The organism is Streptomyces sp. NPDC048383 (genome assembly GCF_040651775.1).
Classification (GTDB): Bacteria; Actinomycetota; Actinomycetes; order Streptomycetales; family Streptomycetaceae; genus Streptomyces.
This window is the reverse complement of sequence record NZ_JBEZKS010000065.1, coordinates 1-17825: the sequence shown is the minus strand read 5'-3', so window position 1 is coordinate 17825 and position 17825 is coordinate 1. Positions and strand designations below refer to the sequence as shown.

14 protein-coding genes, 1 tRNA gene and 1 pseudogene are annotated in these 17825 nt (G+C 74.0%); 7 read left to right on the top strand and 9 right to left on the bottom strand.

The annotated features are described in order from the left end of the window. Window positions 1-13 precede the first annotated feature (13 nt). Both AB0D46_RS32780 and AB0D46_RS32775 read right to left on the bottom strand, forming a co-directional pair. Window positions 14-1363 (bottom strand): 6-phospho-beta-glucosidase, encoded by a 1350-nt coding sequence (locus AB0D46_RS32780; protein WP_362882892.1) that lies wholly within the window; start codon window positions 1361-1363, stop codon window positions 14-16. A gap of 286 nt (window positions 1364-1649) precedes the next feature. Continuing rightward, entirely contained in the window at window positions 1650-2522 is an 873-nt protein-coding gene (locus tag AB0D46_RS32775; RefSeq protein ID WP_362882890.1) for a helix-turn-helix domain-containing protein, read from the bottom strand. A 334-nt stretch (window positions 2523-2856) separates the two neighbouring features. Between AB0D46_RS32775 and AB0D46_RS32770 the strand changes: the two genes are divergently transcribed. From AB0D46_RS32770 to AB0D46_RS32760, 3 genes are all read left to right on the top strand, one after another. Continuing rightward, window positions 2857-3525: a helix-turn-helix transcriptional regulator gene (locus AB0D46_RS32770; protein ID WP_362882888.1), complete on the top strand. Its 669-nt coding sequence runs from the start codon at window positions 2857-2859 to the stop codon at window positions 3523-3525. 64 nt (window positions 3526-3589) lie between these two features. Then, window positions 3590-4147 carry a toxin-antitoxin system, toxin component gene (locus AB0D46_RS32765; protein WP_362882886.1) on the top strand — a complete coding sequence of 186 codons (558 nt, stop codon included), beginning with the start codon at window positions 3590-3592 and terminating at the stop codon, window positions 4145-4147. Between the two features lie 19 nt (window positions 4148-4166). Further along, window positions 4167-5351, top strand: coding sequence for an MAB_1171c family putative transporter (locus tag AB0D46_RS32760; protein WP_362882884.1), 1185 nt, complete (start codon window positions 4167-4169; stop codon window positions 5349-5351). 36 nt (window positions 5352-5387) lie between these two features. On the opposite strand, the gene AB0D46_RS32755 is transcribed toward AB0D46_RS32760, so the two are convergent. Continuing rightward, on the bottom strand, window positions 5388-6164 hold the full coding sequence (locus AB0D46_RS32755) for a hypothetical protein (RefSeq protein ID WP_362882882.1): 777 nt from the start codon (window positions 6162-6164) through the stop codon (window positions 5388-5390). A gap of 55 nt (window positions 6165-6219) precedes the next feature. Next, window positions 6220-6828, bottom strand: a complete 609-nt coding sequence (locus AB0D46_RS32750) for a hypothetical protein (RefSeq protein WP_362882881.1) — start codon at window positions 6826-6828, stop codon at window positions 6220-6222. Between the two features lie 215 nt (window positions 6829-7043). Here AB0D46_RS32750 and AB0D46_RS32745 point away from each other — a divergent pair, with 215 nt between their 5' ends. Next, window positions 7044-8354 carry a sensor domain-containing protein gene (locus tag AB0D46_RS32745; protein WP_362882879.1) on the top strand — a complete coding sequence of 437 codons (1311 nt, stop codon included), beginning with the start codon at window positions 7044-7046 and terminating at the stop codon, window positions 8352-8354. Then, the gene (locus AB0D46_RS32740; protein ID WP_362882877.1) at window positions 8342-9001 is read left to right on the top strand and encodes a response regulator transcription factor; all 660 of its coding nucleotides are present in this window, start codon (window positions 8342-8344) and stop codon (window positions 8999-9001) included. Before AB0D46_RS32745 ends, AB0D46_RS32740 begins: the two co-directional genes overlap by 13 nt. 37 nt (window positions 9002-9038) lie before the next feature. On the opposite strand, the gene AB0D46_RS32735 is transcribed toward AB0D46_RS32740, so the two are convergent. From AB0D46_RS32735 to AB0D46_RS32725, 3 genes are all read right to left on the bottom strand, one after another. After that, window positions 9039-10229, bottom strand: a complete 1191-nt coding sequence (locus AB0D46_RS32735; protein WP_362882876.1) for a glycosyltransferase 87 family protein — start codon at window positions 10227-10229, stop codon at window positions 9039-9041. Window positions 10230-10422: 193 nt separating this feature from the next. After that, window positions 10423-12138: a methionine--tRNA ligase gene (gene metG / locus AB0D46_RS32730; RefSeq protein WP_362882940.1), complete on the bottom strand. Its 1716-nt coding sequence runs from the start codon at window positions 12136-12138 to the stop codon at window positions 10423-10425. A gap of 301 nt (window positions 12139-12439) precedes the next feature. Then, the gene (locus AB0D46_RS32725) at window positions 12440-14404 is read right to left on the bottom strand and encodes a hypothetical protein (protein WP_362882874.1); all 1965 of its coding nucleotides are present in this window, start codon (window positions 14402-14404) and stop codon (window positions 12440-12442) included. Window positions 14405-14641: 237 nt separating this feature from the next. On the opposite strand from AB0D46_RS32725, the gene AB0D46_RS32720 reads away from it, so the two are divergent. Beyond that, entirely contained in the window at window positions 14642-15244 is a 603-nt protein-coding gene (locus tag AB0D46_RS32720; RefSeq protein ID WP_362882872.1) for a sigma-70 family RNA polymerase sigma factor, read from the top strand. 794 nt (window positions 15245-16038) lie between these two features. Next, window positions 16039-16758 (top strand): annotated as a pseudogene (locus AB0D46_RS32715) (IclR family transcriptional regulator C-terminal domain-containing protein); the annotation flags it as partial. Between the two features lie 380 nt (window positions 16759-17138). Here AB0D46_RS32715 and AB0D46_RS32710 read toward each other — a convergent pair. Beyond that, window positions 17139-17226: transfer RNA gene (locus tag AB0D46_RS32710), tRNA-Leu, on the bottom strand. A gap of 168 nt (window positions 17227-17394) precedes the next feature. Then, window positions 17395-17640: a hypothetical protein gene (locus AB0D46_RS32705; protein ID WP_362882870.1), complete on the bottom strand. Its 246-nt coding sequence runs from the start codon at window positions 17638-17640 to the stop codon at window positions 17395-17397. Window positions 17641-17825: the final 185 nt, after the last annotated feature.

Genomic DNA, 17825 nt, shown 5'->3' with positions numbered 1-17825 from the left:
TCCCCGCCCGGGATCAGCGCAGGTGGGCGAGGCCCGGGTGCTCCGCCGCGTAGCCGTCGACCAGCTTGCGGGCCACGCTCACGGAGTCGACCAGCGGGTGCAGGGCGAAGGCCTTGACCGCGTCCGTCCGCGAACCGCTCCGCGCCGCGGCCAGCACCTCCCGTTCGACCGCCTTGACCGAGGTCACCAGCCCCACCGCGTGCAGGGGCAGCGGGGCGACGGCGACCGGGTGGGCTCCGTTCGCGTCGACGAGGCAGGGCACCTCGATGACCGCTTCCGCGTCGAGGACGGACAGGGTGCCCCGGTTGCGGACGTTGAGGATCAAGGTGGCGCGTTCGTCCCGGGCGATGGCCCGCATCAGGGCGAGGGCGACCTTCTCGTAGCCGCCGGACTCCAGGTCGCTCTCCTCGCGCTCGCCGACGCCGGCCACCTCCCGGTTCTCGGCCATGTACGTGGCCTCCCGCTCGGCCCGCGTCCGGTCCCAGGCCGAGAGCGCGGATCCGGCGGACGCCCCGGGGCCCCCGGCCTCGGCGTAGAAGCTGCGCTGCTGGTCGCGCAGGAAGGCGCCGCGCGTCTGCTTGGCCTCCTGGTAGGCCCGTACGGTGTCACGGTTGAAGTAGTAGTAGTGCAGGTACTCGTTCGGGATCGCCCCCAGCGAGCGCAGCCACTCGGCGCCGAACAACCGGCCCTCCTCGAAGGACTCCAGCGCCGCGGTGTCGGCCAGCAGTCGGGGCAGTTCGTCGCGGCCGGCGATCCGCAGGCCGCGTACCCAGCCGAGGTGGTTGAGGCCGACGTAGTCGATCCAGGCCTCCTCGGGACGGGCGCCGAGCAGTCGGGCGATCCGGCGGCCGAGCCCGACCGGCGAGTCGCAGATGCCGATGACCCGGTCGCCCAGCTCCTCGGCCATCGCCTCGGTGACCACGCCGGCCGGGTTGGTGAAGTTGATGACCCAGGCCTCGGGCGCCGTACGGGCGATCCTGCGCGCGATCTCCCGGGCCACCGGCACCGTCCGCAGGCCGTACGCGACACCCCCCGCGCCGACCGTCTCCTGACCCAGCACCCCCTCGGCCAGCGCCACCCGCTCGTCCGCGGCCCGGCCGTCCAGGCCGCCGACGCGGATGGCGGAGAAGACGAAGTCGGCCCCGCGCAGGGCCTCGTCCAGGTCGCGGGTGGCGGTGACCGTCGGGGCGTCCGGGACGCCGGCCGCCTGGCCGGCGAGCACCCGGGCCATGGCGGTGAGCCGGCCGGGATCCTCGTCGTACAGGGTCACGTGGGACACCCGGCCCTCGGCGTGGTCCCCGAGAAGTGCTCCGTACACGAGCGGGACGCGGAATCCGCCCCCGCCGAGGATGGTCAACCGCACGCCTCTTACCGCCCTTTCGCCGTCACCACCGGACCCGCCGAACCACCGGACCGACCGGACCCGCCGAACCACCGGACCGACCAGACCCGCCGAACCACCGGACCCGTCGGACCCGAAGGGCCCGCCGCACCCACCGGGAGCCGCGGTCCCGGGCCGCGGTCCCCCACACGAACGATGCCACGGTCCGTGGCCTCCGCGCGTGACGCGGATCGTGGCACGGATCGTGGCATCCGAGCGGTGGCACCCCACCGCGACACCCGGGCGGAGGGCCGATGCCCCCGGCCGGTCAGTCCTCCAGCGACGGCACGGCCCGCAGCCGCGCCCCCTGCTGCTGCGGGATTCCGCCCCCGCCGCGCACCGGCCCCTTGGGCAGGCCCTGCGGGGCCGAGAGCACCAGGGTGATCCGGGTGAGTCCCATCGCTTCCAGCATTCGGCTGGATTCCGCCACCATGCGGCAGCGCACCGCGCCCCATTCCGGGTCGGGATGACGGACCGTTCGTACCGCTCCGTCCTGTTCGGCCGCCCCCTCGCCGTGGGTGCTCAGCCAGTGCGGGACGCCGTAGCGGTAGGCGGCCTCCATGAACGGGTCCCGGGCCACCTCCTGCCGGATGCTCCGCAGCCCCTCGTCCTCGGGCGCGGCCGACAGCGCGGTCGCGAACTGTGCCAGCAGCGGTACGCACCATGCCGGTTCGTGGTCCTCCAGCACGGCCGCGGCGTCCGGGTGGAACAGCACGAAGCGCAGGAAGTTGTCGTCCGGCAGGGCCGTCGGATGCGGGCGCACCGACTGGAAGAGCTGGTCGAAGGCGGAGTTGGTGAGGGCCACGTCCCATCGGTGGTCCACCAGGAAACTCGGGTAGGGCACGGCCTCCATCAGGGCCGCGTAGTCACACAGGTAGTCGCGCTGGGCCGGGTCCTGGGGCAGCCGACTCTCCTCGGCCGCGCGCCAGGTGGGCGGCGGATCGCGGTCAACCATGACCCGGAAGAGCCAGAAGCACTGCCGCTCGCTCATCTCCAAGGCCTCGGCCAGGGCGAGGAGCTTGCGGTCCGTCCACTCCTTGACGAGTCCGCGCTCCCAGTTTCCGTAGGCGCGCACGCTGATGCGCAGCCGCGACGCGAGGTCCTCCTGGCTCAGCCCGAGTTCCTCACGGCGCTGGCGCAAAATCTCCTTGCGCCGTTCCGACCGCACTGCGCCACGCGCGGATTCTTCGCCCGGCAGGCGTTCCTCACCGGCTCGGACGAGGCCATCGGACGGGCCCACCGCTGCGAGATGTGGCACCGAGAGCTCCCCCTCCTCACGGTCTGGATCTTCATTTCCGTGTGGCGATCCTGCTACCGACTTCATTCGAGTGTCAACTATTGTGGCAATTCCAGCCTGGCGACAGCTCATTCCCGCCACAGCTGTGGCAAGTTCTAGCTCTCCCGAGGCAGAGCGGATAGATTCCCTGAGGCCGACCACGTGCCCACTGACCTCGCGCGATCTAGGAGAACCACTGGTGACAGACGGCTTCCCGGCTCCCGTCGCGGTGGCCAACGCGCCCCTGGCAGCGACCGTCACGCGGGTCGCCGAGCTCGCGAACAAAATGGGCCGCCCCCTGAACCAGGTCTTCGACCTGCGGCGGCTCTCCGAAGCTTCAGGTGTCCCGACGGACGTGATCAAAACCCTCCTCGACGGTCGACCCGCCGGCGAACCCGATCTCCAGGCCCGCTTCCTCCAGCGCCTTGACCTGCTCCGACGCACCCGGGTCAAACCCAACGGTCGCCGCTACACGCAGCAGGAGATCGCGGACGGCGCCGGGATGTCCCGGCAGCAGGCGGGCGCCCTGATCAACGGCGACCGCCGCCCCACCATGGAACACTGTGACGCGATCCAGCGTTTCTTCGGAGTGCACGCCGGCTTCCTCACGGCGCACGACGCCGACGCCCTCACCGACGCCCTCCAGCGCACCGAGCAACAGTTGCTCCAGGACTTCGCGGGGCGCGAGCGGCAAACCGTACCGGCGGAAGCCGCTTCGGCCGGCGATCCGCTGGCAAGACTCCTGCAGAACCACGGTGTACGGGGCATCGCCTGGCGCGCCGCCCAACTGCCCAGCGACAAGCACCGGGACAAGGTGACCGAATGGCTGGACATGCTTCTCGAAAGTGTCAAACCGAACGAATCATGACCCAGTCGAAAGTCTGGATCTGATCCTTGAATCCTGATCCGGATCCACGCCGACGGGGAGAACGGTGAGCATAGGCAGAGCGCAGCGGCGGTTGTGCGCGGAGCTGGTGGCCGGTATCAGGCTGGCCGCCCCCGTGGAACCCGTGGACCTCTACGCCGCCCTGTGCGAGGGCATGAGCCGGCACCGGGGTCGTCGGGTGGACTTCCGCATGGCCGCGTTCCCGCAGGGCACGGCGAGCGGGCTGTGGCTCGACATGGCGGACCGTGACCTGGTGGTCATCGAGGAACGCACCGCGCCGGACCACCAGCTGGTGATCCTCGGCCACGAGCTGTGGCACATGAAGGCCGGTCACTGCAGCCACCACGTCGACGGCGCCGCCGTCGCCGCCCGCCTGCTCACCGACGAGGCCGACCTCGGCGAAACCGTCCGCCGGGTCGCCGCGCGCACCCGCGCCGACGTCCAGGAGGAGACCGAGGCCGAGACCTTCGGGTTACTCCTCGGCAGTAGGTGTCGCACCTGGCTCGCCGGATCCGCCGGCCACCGGGCCCCGGCCCAACGCGACGAACTGGCGGGTCGCATCGAGACCTCGCTCGGCTACCGGGGGCACAGGAAAGAACGTTGATGTCGAACAGGAACCACCGTTGAAGGGTCAGGACTACTACATCCCGGCAGCCGCGATGGCGATCTCCCTCGTCTTCAAACTGCCGGCGCTGCGCAGCAACTGGCGCGATCCGCTCCTGCGGTCCGTCTGCGTCCTGCTCGTCCTGGCCGGAGCGGTGTTCACGTTCGCCGCCCCGCCGACCATCGCGGCCGTCAACCGCTGGACGGGGATCCCCAACCTCTCCGCCCCGCTGGTCTACTGCCTGATGACGGCCTTCAGCGCCTCCTGCCTGGTCCTGGTGTTCAACTGGCGCGGCGGTCCGCCCGAGGAGACGCGGCGCACCTCGCAACGGTGGATCGCCGGCTACGCCGTCGTCATCGTGGCGATCATCGTGCTGTTCGTACTCGGTGACGTGCCCGAGGAACGGCTGCGCGACTTCGACACGCACTACGCGAACACCCCGTACATCCGCGTGATGATCGCCTTCTACCTGTTGGCCCACAACGTGGCCGCCGTGACGATGGTCGCCATGTGCTGGCGCTGGTCCCTCCAGGTGCACGGCTGGCTGCGGACCGGTCTGGTGACCATCGTCTCGGGGTACGCATTCAGCCTCACCTACGACGCCACCAAGTTCACGGCGGTCATCGCCCGCTGGACCGGCCACAACCTGGACGACCTCAGCACCTACGCCGCCCCTCCGCTGGCCTCCGCCGGGGCGCTGGTCAGCGCCGTGGGCTTCGTGATGCCGTTGGTGTGCCAGCGGGCGTCCGACCACTGGCACACCTGGGCGACGTACCGGCGGCTCGGCGCCCTGTGGCACGAGGTGCACAGCACCGCCCCGCGCGGGACGCCGTCGGTCCGGATGTCCTGGTGGTCACCGGCCGAGATCCGGGTGATCCAGCGGGAGTCGGACATCCACGACGGGTTCCTGCGCCTCGGCCCCTGCTTCGACCGCCGACAGCGGGAGGACGCCTACGAACGGGCCCTGGCGGACGGCGCGGACGAGGAGACCGCCGGCGCGGTCGCCGACGCGGCGATGGTGGCGGCCGCCGTCCGGGCCTGCGCCGCCGACCCGGACGGCCTCGGGGACCTCGACGCGGACGCGGAGGACCAGGTGCTCATCATGGCCGACGGGCCGCGCGACCTCGTCCGGATCTCGCACGCCCTGCGGCATTCGCCGCTGGTGGCCGCCGCCCGACGGCACCCGGCCCTGCCGGGGGCCTGACCCCGGACGGGGATCGGGCGGCGCCACCGGCCGCGCTCAGCGGGAGGCCGTCACCGAGACCGCCGGGAACAGGTCCTGGAACGGTCCGGCGGAGTCGATGCCGTCCCGCCCGTAGGGTGCGTCGAAGCTCCAGACCATGAACAGCAGGAACACGATCAGCGCGCTGAACAGGCCGGCCAGCAGCAGTTCGCGCCCGGAGCGGCGGATCTGCAGGGTGAAGATCAGCCCGATCGTGACGATGCCGCCGACCAGCAGCCCGAACCAGACCACCCCGGGCAGGGTGGAACCGGAGCTCTGGGTGCGCGAGTGCCGGGCGTCGTCGGCGGTCGCGATGTGGTCCAGCAGCGGCTGGTAGGCCTGGGCCTGGAGTTCGGTGGCCGGGCTCTGGTGGGTGACGTCGGTGCGCAGCTTGCCGAGGAGCACGCCGCCCTCGGGCGTGGTCGCCTCGCCGGCGGTCAGCCGCGGCCAGTCCACGTCGACGGTGTGGGTGACGTACGCGTCCACCTCGCCGCGGATCCGGTCGCGTACGGCGGCCGGATAGACGTCGGCGCGCTGGGTGACCTCGTACAGGGACTGGGCCTCGCGGCGCACGCTGTCCTCGGCGGCGCCGCGCGCCTCCCAGACGCCCGCGATGGCCAGGCCCAGGACGATCGCGTAGACCACCCCGACCATCATCGTCATGTACTCGATCACGTCGGGGGTTTCGCTGGTGTCCTCGTCGGCCGCGACCCGGCGGTGCCGGATCGTGGTGATGGTGAGGACGACGGCGCAGACGAGCGCCATGGCGATGGCCAGGACCAGCCATTCGGACACGAGGGATCTCCCGTTCGTGGGTGCGGTGGTACGAGGGGTGCGGGGGGCGGGTTCGCTAGCCGCGGCCCTTGGAGCGGGGGCGCAGCGCGGCGGCCGCGAGTACGGCGGGGGTGGTGACGACGGCCATGAGCGTCATGGTGCCGAGACCGTCCGGCCCGCGCCGCTCCAAGGCCGCCGAGTGGTACGGGCGCATGCGGAAGGCACTGGCGAAGGCGGCGGCGGCCCTGGGCGCGGGCGGGGCGACGGCCTCGGCGGACGCGGTCTCCGGTCGTTCCCCGGCGGCCGGCGGAGCCGGTGCCGGCTTCGCGTCGTCACCCGGCGCCGGGGCCGCGGCCCCGGGCGGGCCGGCGGGGTCGGACGGGGCGGGGAGCACCGGAACCCCGGGGAGGCCCGGGGCGACCCCGGGGTGGCGCACCGTGGGCTCCCCGGCCGGGGACACCGTGACCCCGGGGGTGGGCGTCACCGGGGACGCCGCCGGGGGCCGCGCCACGGGCGGCTCGACGGGACGCGGCCGGCCGCCGGGGGGCCGTACCGTCCCACCGGGTACGCACACGTCCACCCGGGCGCCACGACCGTTGCCGTCACCCGCGACGGCCACGTGACCGTGCAGGGGGCAGAGCGCGGCCACCAGGCCCGCCCCGGCGAAGTACTGCCAAGCCGTCACCGCGGTCCTCTCGATCGGCAGCCACATGAGGGTTACGGCTGAAGAAACGATCAAGGGGCGAGTTCGACACGCGGCGGACCGGGCGGGATCTGTGTCCGAACCTCGAACGCCCCGGGGCGGTACCCACCGCGGCCTGCCGGTGCGGCGCACCACCCCGCGGTTGCCTTGCGTAGGCTTGCCCCGGTCCGCAACCTACCTACGCGCAGAGGAGATCCATGCCCCGGCCCGACGTCGCGGACGCCCCCGGTGGTGGGCCGGCCGTTGCCGTGTGGGGCGTGGTGCGGCGGCCGCTGGGGTTCCTCGGGTCGTGGTGGCCGTGGCGTTGCTGGGCGTACCTCGCGAGCGGGGCCGTGCTCGGGTATCCGGTGCTGGTGGTGCTGGTGGTGCTCGTCGGGTTCGGGGTGGTGCTGTCCGTGGTCGGGATCGGGTTGGGGTTGCTGCTCGCCGCGGTGGCCGGCGCGGTCCCGCTCGGGACGTTGGAGCGACACCGGTTGCGCTGGGTCGATCCGCACCCGGTGGCGGATCCGCACACCTCCCTGGCCGGGGCGGGAGCGGCCGCCTGGCTGCGGACGCGGCTGCGGGAGCGGGCCACCTGGCGGGAGTTCGGGTACGCCGCGTTGCTGGGGCCCGTGTTCGGGGCGGCCGGGTTCGGGGTGATCGCGCTGCTGGCGTTCTCCGCGATCCTGATCGCCACGCCCGTCCTCGTGTGGGCCATCGCCCCGGACACCGTGATGCTGATCCCCGGCCGCGCGGTGGCGGATCCCGTGGAGGGCTTGGCCGGGAGCGCGGTGGGGCTGGTGGGGCTGGTGGTCACCGCGTACGCGGGCGCGCTGCTCAGCGGCGCGCAGGTGAAGGCGGCCCGCCTGCTGCTGGGGCCGCGCGAGGAGGACGGCAGGGTACTGGAGCTGACCCGCTCGCGGGTGCGTCTGGTCGACGCCTTCGAGGCGGAGCGGCGCCGGATCGAGCGGGACCTGCACGACGGGGCGCAGCAGCAACTGGTGGCGCTCAGCATGACGTTGGGGCTGGCCGAGATGGAGTTGCGCAAGGTTCCCGGAGCGGCCGGCGCGGCCGGTCTCGTGACCCGGGGACGCGGTGAGGCGAAGCTGGCCCTGGAGCAACTGCGTGACCTGGTACGGGGGATCCACCCCCAGGTGCTGAGCGACCACGGGCTGGCTGCGGCCGTGGCCGAGGTGGCGCTGCGCCATCCGGTGCCGGTGACGGTCGACCTGCCGGTGCCCCGGCTGCCCGAACCGGTGGAGACCACGGCCTACTTCACCGTCACGGAGGCCCTCGCCAACGCCGCCAAGCACAGCGGCGCCTCGCACGTCGGTGTCGCCGGTAGGGTCGAGGACGGCCGGCTCACCCTCACCATCACCGACGACGGCCGCGGCGGGGCGGATCCCGGCGCGGGGGCGGGTCTGGCGGGTCTCGCGGACAGGGTGGCGATGTTGCAGGGCAGGCTGATCGTGTCGAGTCCGGTGGGCGGGCCGACGGAACTCCGGGTGGAGGTGCCGTGCTCCGAGTGATCCTCGCCGAGGACTCGGTACTGCTGCGGGCCGGCCTGTCGGAGTTGCTGACCCTCGGCGGGCACCGGGTCCTCGCTGCCGTCGGCGACGCGGCCGGGCTGTTGCGGGCCGTGGAGGCCGAGCGGCCGGACGTGGTCGTCACCGACGTACGGATGCCGCCCGGCCTGCGCGACGAGGGCCTGCGCGCGGCGCTCGAACTGCGGTCCCGGGACGCCTCGTTGCCGGTGCTCGTGCTGTCCCAGTACGTGGCGACGGCGTACGCCACCCAGTTGTTCTCGGCGGGGCCGGGAGGCGGGTTGGGTTACCTGCTGAAGGACCGGGTCGGTGAGGTGACCGAGTTCCTCGACGCCCTGCGGCGGGTGCACGCCGGGCAGACCGTCATCGACCCGGAGGTGGTCCGCGTCCTGCTCGCCCCCGCGCCGCGGGACCAGCCCCTCGGCCGCCTCACCCCGCGTGAGCGGGAGGTGCTGTCCCTTATGGCGGAAGGGCTCAACAACCAGACGGTGGCGGAGCGCCTCTTCATCACGCAGGCTTCGGTGGTCAAGCACGCCGGCAGCATCTTCGCGAAGCTGGAGCTGGACCCCACCGAGGGCAACCGCCGCGTCCTGGCGGTCCTCGCCCACCTCCGCGGCTCCGCCGGGGCGTGAGCCGCCCGCACCGCAGGGGCCGTCCGCGCGGGGATCCCTACCGGGCCCCGGCCGGCTCCGGGCGCCGCCGGGAGCGGGCCACCACGCGGGACGCGCCCACCGGTGTCGCGGTGCGGGCCCAGGCCACCAGCAGCACGGGCAGTGCCAGGTAGCCGAAGCGGCCCGCCGGCGCCAACAGGAAGGCCAGGGTCAGGCCGAGGGCGAGCCGATGGGCGGCGGCCACGACCGTACGGGGCGGCCGCACCACCAACGAGACGGCGACGGCCACACCGCCGAGCAGCAACAGACTGACCGTCAGATACCACCCCCACGGGACGAGTTCGGCCAACAGGTGTCCTGGCAGTGGGCTGCTCGCCGGGGTGGGGACGTCCGCGCGGCCCGTGGGGAAGGCGAACACCTGCCGCCACAGCTCCGCCGGCTGGAGCAACAGGCCCGGCAGCACCAGCGCGACCGTACCCCCGACGGCGACGGCCGCGCAGCGTACGGCGGCCCGTGTTCCCCGCAGCACCCCGAGCAGCGCGACGGCGACCGCCACCGCGGGCAGCGCGGTCCACTTGAGGGCGCAGGCCGCGGCGAGCGCCGCCCCGGACAGCCCGGGCCGCCCGGATCCGGCCGCGGCCAGCGCCAGGCAGCACAGGCCGGCCAGTGGCAGGTCCACCCCGCTCACCACCAGCGGCAGCGCCACGACCGGCGAGGCCACCAGCACCGGCAGCAGGGGCGAGCGGGTGCCGCCGAGCAGCCGACGCCCCGCCCACAGGGCGCCGAACAGGACGGCCGCGCACCAGATCCGGGCGTCCCCCAGCGGCCGCACCGCCCAGCTCCCGCCCGCGCCGAAGGCGCCCTCCAGCAGGGCGCGGGGCACGCCCAGGAGCGCCATGCCGGGCAGGTAGGGGGTGTACTCCTCGACTCCGGCGGGCTGGTCGACGTAGATCCGTCCGGTCCGGAGCAGGAGCCGCCCGGACCGTTCGATCACGCCGACCTCCGACTGTCCCTGTCCCGTCAGCACCAGGTACACCAGCGGTATCGCGATCGCCCCGAGCAGGGCCGCGCCGAGCGCCGCACGGCGCCGGCCGAAGGCGCGGGCCCCGGCGGCGGCGAGGTATCCGGCGCCCGCGCACCACCCCCACAGCCGGTGCGGCCCGAGCGAGGAGAACAAGGGGAACGAGAAGGCCCAGCCGGCGGCGAGCAACCAGCCGGCGGTCCACCGGGCGGTGAGGGAAGGGGTCATGGACCCATTCCAGCCGTGCGGCCCCCTGCGGGTCTGCATACCCAGGTGGCCTCTTCGTGGTGGGGTTTTCCCTACCACCGGCCCGGTCCGCCGGCCTTCCGACGCCGCCCGCACGCGCCGGAGGGGCGCGGCCCGTGGTGGGGCCGCGCCCCTCCGGGCGTTCGAGCGTGGGAGCCTGGGGCCTCCGAGGGCCTCAGGCCTCCGGTGAACCGCCGAAGCGCTCACGGTAGGACTCCAGGTCCTCCTCGGTGATCTTCGCGAAGAGCACCGGCGGGACGGTGAACGGGGTGCCGGCCGGGACCGCGTCCAGCGCCTTCGCCTGCTCCGGCGTCACCCAGGTCGCGGTGTCCTCGGCGAGGGAGAACGCGGAGCGCATGGCGCGCGCCGAGGCCGGGATGAAGGGCTCGGAGACCACCGAGTAGAGGTGGATGAGGTTCATCGCGGTGCGCAGGGTCAGCGCCGCGCCCTCCGGGTCGGTCTTGATCTCCAACCAGGGGGCCTTCTCCTCCAGGTAGGAGTTGCCGGCCGACCACAGGGCGCGCAGCGCGGCGGCGGCCTTGCGGTACTGGAGGGTTTCCATGTGGCCCTCGTACTCGGCCAGCAGGTCGGCGATCTGGTCGCCGAGCTTCGCCTCGGCCTCGCCGGCCGCGTTGCCCGCGGGGACGTCGTCGCCGAAGCGCTTGCGCGAGAAGGACAGGACGCGGTTGACGAAGTTGCCGAGGGTGTCGGCGAGGTCCTTGTTGACCGTGGCGGCGAAGTGCTCCCACGTGAAGGACGAGTCGTCGGACTCGGGGGCGTTGGCGATGAGGAAGTAGCGCCAGTAGTCGGCCGGGAGGATGGCGAGGGCCTGGTCGGTGAAGACGCCGCGCTTCTGCGAGGTGGAGAACTTGCCGCCGTAGTACGTCAGCCAGTTGAAGGCCTTGACGTAGTCGACCTTCTTCCACGGCTCGCGGGTGCCGAGCTCGGTGGCCGGGAACATCACCGTGTGGAACGGGACGTTGTCCTTGGCCATGAACTGCGTGTAGCGCACGTCCTCGGCCTCGTACCACCAGGACTTCCAGTCGCGGTCGGCCGGTTCGGCGTCCGCCCACTCCTTGGTGGAGGCGATGTACTCGATCGGCGCGTCGAACCAGACGTAGAACACCTTGCCGTCGGCGGCCAGTTCGGGCCAGGTGTCGGCCGGGACCGGCACGCCCCAGTCGAGGTCACGGGTGATCGCGCGGTCGTGCAGGCCCTCGGTCAGCCACTTGCGGGCGATGGAGGACGCCAACTGCGGCCACTCCTCCTCGTGCTCGGCGACCCATGCCTCGACCTCGACCTGGAGCTTGGACTGGAGGAGGAAGAGGTGCTTGGTCTCGCGGACCTCCAGCTCGGTGGAGCCGGAGATGGCCGAGCGGGGCTCGATCAGGTCCGTGGGGTCCAGGACGCGGGTGCAGTTCTCACACTGATCGCCGCGGGCCTTGTCGTAGCCGCAGTGCGGACAGGTGCCCTCGACGTAGCGGTCCGGCAGGAAGCGCTCGTCGGCGGGCGAGTAGACCTGCCGGATCGCCCGCTCCTCGATGAAGCCGTTCTCCTGGAGCTTGCGCGCGAAGTGCTGGGTGATCTCCGCGTTCTGCCGGGAGGAGCTGCGGCCGAAGTAGTCGAAGGACAGCGCGAAGCCGTCGTAGACCGCCTTCTGGGCGTCGTGGGCCTGCGCGCAGAAGTCGGCGACGGAGATGCCGGCTTCCTTCGCGGCGAGTTCGGCGGGGGTGCCGTGCTCGTCGGTGGCGCAGATGTACAGGACGTCGTGGCCGCGCTGGCGGAGGTACCGGGAGTACACATCCGCCGGAAGCATCGACCCGACCATGTTGCCCAGGTGCTTGATCCCGTTGATGTAGGGAAGCGCGCTGGTGATCAGGTGTCGAGCCATCCTCGGATGCTCCATTTCGTTCATGCGGTGACGATGTGCCGGTGACGGATTGTGATGGGGTTCATCGTATCGAACCGTCGAAAGGGCACGCGCCGCATTTTGTCGGGGTGGACGTAACGCAAAAGCGAGGGTCGTGACCTCTCCGTCACGGCCCTCGCGATGGGCCCATGCTACAGGCGGCGGACCAGGCCACCGACCGGCGTCCGGGACCCGGACCGGCCGCGACGGCGGTCCGCCCCCGGCGACGGACACCGCACACACCGCGGGCGCGATCGCCCGTCCCCCAGGTCCCACCTGCCCCTCAGTCCCGGCCGCCCCCCGCTCCGTCGAGCGCCGTGATCCGGCCGCCGCTCACGAGTCGGCCCGTCAACGACACCGGAGCGGCTTCCGCGGCGGCCGGGGCGGTCAGGGTGCGGCCGTTCGCCTCCGCGCGGACCGCGCCGGACGCGGTGATGCCGGCGACCTCGCGGCTCCCGGCGGCGAGGAGGTACCAGCGGCCCGCCGGGGAGCGCCAGCGGGTGCCCGCGAGGAGGTGTTGGCCGAAGCGTCCGCAGGCGGCGGTGGACCGGGCGCGCGTGACGTCCTGCGGCGGCCCGGCGGGCAGGCGCAGCTGGACGAGGACGTCGCCCGGCCCGGCCCAGCCGGAGGCGCGGGTGCAGGTCCACACGGCCCGGCCGGCGCCGTCGGGGAGTTCGGAGGCGGCGAAGTCCCAGACGTTGACGGCCCGTACGCCGCCGCCGCGCAGCTCCCGCAGCCGGCACGCGACGGGTGCCCAGGCGGCACGGGCGGCGGAGCCGGTGGCCTCGCGGGGCTGACGGGCGGCGACGGCCCCGGGACCGTCGGGGAGCGGGGTGTAGGTGAGGTGGACGGGGGTCGGCGTGCCCAGGTCGGCGAGGACGAAGGAGTGCTTCTCCACGATCCGGGCGGAGGAGGTCAGTTCGAGCGCGGGCCAAGCGTCGCAGGGCCCGGCGGCACGGGGCACCGCGGCCGGGGCCGTGACCCCGTCGGCGCCGACGGCCAGTGCGGTGGTGGCGTCCCCGGGGCGGAGCAGATCGCGGGTGCCGGCGCCGGCGATCCAGGGGGCGAGCAGGTAGCGCGCGGGTTCCCCGTCGGCGCGCGGGCCGAGGGCGAGGGCGGCTGCGGTGGTGACCCCGGCCTCGTCGGTGCGGGCGAAGTCGAGGGTCCGCCCGCGGGGACCGGCCGCGGCTTCGGTGTAGCGCACGACGCGGTCGCCGTCGAGGAGCAGCACCACCGCACGGGCCGCCTCCGCGCCGGCCGCCCCGGACGCCGGGCCCGGGACGTTCCCGGCGTACAGCAGGTGGGGGTGGTGCGCCGGCGGATCGGTGGCGGTGCCGGGGGCGGCGGTGACGGTGACGCCGCCGGGCCGGGCCGCCCAGGCGCCCAGCGCCCGGGCGAGGAGGGAGCGGTCGGCGGTGCGGGCGCCGCGCGCGGGCCAGGCGGTGAAGTCGACCCGGGCGGTGTCGGCCCAGGCCTCGGCCGGGACCCGGAGCAGTCGCGCGGGGTCGAGCACCCCGGCGGCGACCGGCCCCGCGGCGGGTGCGGTCGGGGTTCCGGCCGGGCTCCCGTCGGCGGCGAGGACCCCGCCGATCAGGGCCACCGCCGCCACGCCGGCCCACCCGGCGCGGACCCTGCGGCGGCGGCGCAGCAGGTCGGTGGGCCGGGTGCTGACCACGCTGGAGTCGAACTCCGGGGCGCGCAGCGCCGACAGGAGCTCCGCGTCGACGGGTACGGCCAGGGCTTCGCGGACCCCGTCGGCCGGGTCGGCGGCGCCGGCCGCGCCGAGCAGCCGTACGACGGCCTCCTCGGGCAGTCCGTCCAGCCGGTGCAGCACGAAGGCGGCGCGGACCGGGGCCGGCGCCCCCTCCAACAGCCGGGCCGCCTCGTCGATCCCGCCGGCCGGGGGCCAGAACCGCAGCCCCCAGACGAAGGGCGGCGCGGCCGGCCAGCCGACCCGGGCGAGCAGGGCGCGCGCCCGCCCGGCGGGGGCGAGGGCGGCGCGCAGCACCCGGACCCGTACGCCGCCCAGGGGTCCGCCCGGGCTGTCGGGGCCGCCCGGATCGGGGCCGCCGCCGGCCCGGGGCAGCGCCCGCTGCACGACCCGGTGCGCCAGCAGCACCCGGGTGTGCCGCCCGAGGGAGCCCGGGAGGGAGACGTACGCGAGGCGGACCAAGTGGGGGTAGTGCTCGACGAGCACCGCCTCGGCCTGTTCGACGGCGGTGGAGCCGAATCGCTGTGAGGTGGCCACGCTCAGACAAACGAGTGAATCTTGGGATGGTCACACGTCGTGGCCCGCCGCGGATGTGCACGACCCCCGGGGACGCCTCCGGCATATGCATACGCACTGGTCAGGCCGTTACGCGGTCAAGGTCGATCAAGAATCAGACATCACCGAACGTAATATTTCCAGGTTTCTCCTCTGCGCCCTCCGAGTGCGCCCGTGCTGCTCTGATGGCCCCCGCACCAGGGGATGAGGTGAAGAACGGTGAACGATGGCGGACCGGAGGAGTCCGGTGGGGCCGTGGGGCTGCCGAGTCGGCGCCGGCAGCCGACGCCGATGAGCCAGTGGGATCCGACCGCGCGCCTGTCGTACTGGGCCTTCCACGCGAACCGGCGGCCGGCGTACATGCGTTTCGCGTACCTCCAACTCGGCTCCGACGCCGCCGCCGAGGACGCCGTGGACGCCACCTTCGACTCGATCATGAACGAGTGGCTCCGGATGCTCCACATGGACCGCCTCGACGCGTACGCCTGGACCGTCCTGAAGCAGCGCCTCGTCGACCGGCAGCGTCGTCGCGACCCCCGGTGCGGGCAGCCCGAGCCGATGGACATCAGCGCCTTCGAGGCCGCCCTCAAGGAGGCGCACGCCGATCAGTACGAGGTGTTGACCGACACGATCCGCTTCTACTCCGCCGTCTCCCGCCTCGCGGAGCGCCAACGGGACACCGTGATGCTCCGCTACGGGCTCCGGTGCACCCCCGGCGAGGCGGCCGCCGTGATGGGCGTCGACGAGGCCACGGTCCGCTCGCAGCTCGGCCAGGCGCACCGACGGCTGGCCCGGCTGCTCGACGCGGCCGGCGACTCATGAGGCCGCCGGAGGGCCGCGACCGCGCCGGGGACCCGCGCGCGCTGGCCGAGTTCCTGGACCGGGCCGGCGTCCGCGACCGCTACCCGCACTACGACCTCGGCGCCGCCGAGGCCCGCCTGTTGCGCGTCCCCCTCGCACCCGGGGTGCCCGCCCCCGTCCGGGTCCGGCGCCGTCCCTTCGGCTGGAGCGATCCGGCCCGCGACTGTCCCCTCGACGCCGAGCGGGCCCGCCGCGACCTGAAGGCCGTCTGCCTCACCGTCGTCTGCGACCCCCGCGCGGAGCACGACCTCGGTCGCTTCCTCGACAGCCGGCACGCCGACCTGCCCGGCGCGGTCGTCTTCGGCTGCCTGCTGCACCTGGCCGGGCTGCGCGAGGGATCCCGGTTCTGGTGGCAGTTCGCCGCCGGCTCCGGCGTCGCCCGCACCGCGAGCGCCGCGTACTGCCTCTTCCTCGACCACTCCCGACGCGGTGAACACCACGACGCCCGCGTCTGGGCCCGCGAGGTGGGCCTGCGCGGCTTCCGCCCGAGCGCCCGCCGCGAGCTGCGCGAGGTACGCCTGTGCGCCCAGGCCGCGGTCCTGCGCTACGTCGACCAGTCGGACGATCCCGACCTGGGCCCGGTACCGCTGCCGACGCCCGGGCTGGTCACGGTACTGGCCGCGTTCCTGCCGCCGCTCCCGCCGCACGCCCCCCGGCCCCGCCCCGGCGCGGGCCCGCTGCGCCATCCCGCGCTGACCTCGGCCGCCCGCGCGGCCGGCTCCCGGCCCGCCGCAAGCGCCGACACCGGCGAGGCCATGGCGCAGGCGCGGCGCGCGCTGGACCTCGTACGGGTCCTGGAGCGGCACCCGCTCGGCGTCCGGGCCGGCCGGCTGAGCCGGGAGACGGGCCTGGCCGAGGCGGAACTCGGCCCGCTGCTGGCCATGTTGTGCGAGGAGGAGTACGCGTACCGTCCGGGCGCGGGGGTCTGGGCGCGCGGCCCCGCCCTGGACCGGCTGGCGGCCCCCGGCGGACAGGGCCTGGCCGGTCAGCTCCAGCGCACACTGGCCCTGGCCCGCGACAGCGCCGGCGCCGCCGTCTACCTGAGTCGGTACGCGGAGGGCGAGGTCCGGATCACCCAGATGGCGGACGGGCCGGGGGCCCCGCCGGTCCGGGAGTGGGTGGACTTCCGCGCGGCCGCGCACGCCAGCGCGGTCGGCAAGTGCCTGCTGACGCAGCTCGACCACGACGGGCGGGCCGACCACGTGGCCCGTCACCGTCCGGCCCGGCTCACCCCGCGCACCATCACCGACAGCCGGGCCCTGTTCAGCGCCCTGGACGCGGTCGCTCCGGGCGCCCCCGTCTTCGACCTCCGCGAGTACTCCCCCGGTGTCGTCTGCGCGGCCGTCCCGATCGCGACGGGTGACGCGGCCGGTAGCCTCGCCCTGTCCCTGCCCGCCGCCCACGCCCACCGGCTGCGCCCGGCGACGGAGGCCCTGCGCCGCAAGGCCGTCCCGGTGCTGTTGGCCCTGCTGCTCTCGGGCGCCATCCCGCCGGACGCCCCGCGGGCCGAGCCCGCGCCCGAGGTCGCGCCCCCGTCGACCCGGATGACCCCGGAGACGCTGCGCCACCTGGGCCGGCTCTTCCGCGCCCCGCTGACCCGGATGACCTGCGGCGCGCCCGCGCCGGACGGCCCCCACCTGGTCAGCGACCCCGCGGCGGCGACGGCCTACCTCTTCGACGCCCCGTACGCCGACGGGCCGCGCCTCTCGCTCCCCCGCACCTTCACCCAGGTCGTCCCCGGCACCCTCCCGCCGCCCGACGGCCTGGGGGTGCTCCGGGTGTGACGCCCGCCGGCCTCCCCCGGAGGAACGGGAACGCAGAAGAGCCCCACACGATGTGTGGGGCTCCTGCTCACTGGTGTCCGAGGGGGGACTTGAACCCCCACGCCCGATAAAGGGCACTAGCACCTCAAGCTAGCGCGTCTGCCATTCCGCCACCCGGACCAGGTGGTCGGCCCCGGTTTCCCGCGGCGACATGGACAACAATAGCAAAGGATCCACGGGGTTCCGACCAGATATCCGGGGCGCCCGCAGTCCGCCACGCCGCGCTGACCTGCGGGCATGCCTCACGCCGGCCGGCAGGACGGATCGTCTCGCGAAGGGGTCCGGTGATCAGCGGTCGGCGCCCGCGTTCAGCCAGTCGTCGTTGAGCTGCCACGCGTAGAGGGTGTCGCCGTCCAGGGAGACGTAGTAGAGGCCGCAGCGGACGGTGGGCCGGGTTTCGACGCCCTCGGGGAACCACTCGGCCTCGATCTCCGGCGCCTTCGGCGCGGCCCCGGGGTGCGCCGCGCACCGGGCGGGGAGGGTGCGGTCGGGGAGGGTGGCCTTCAGGAGGCGTTGGCCGCCGGTGGTCCTCACGGAGTACCGGACGTCCGTCGTGTCGTCGGCGGGCCAGCGCGGGACCAAGCGCGGGACGGAGGTCCGGTCCTGCCGGGCGAATCCCGCTCCCCCTCAGGCCGTACGGGCCCGGGGGGGGGGCCGCGGGAGCTCGGAGGAGCACACGTCTGTACTCCGGTCGCCGGGGGGGCGCGGGGGTGGGCGGG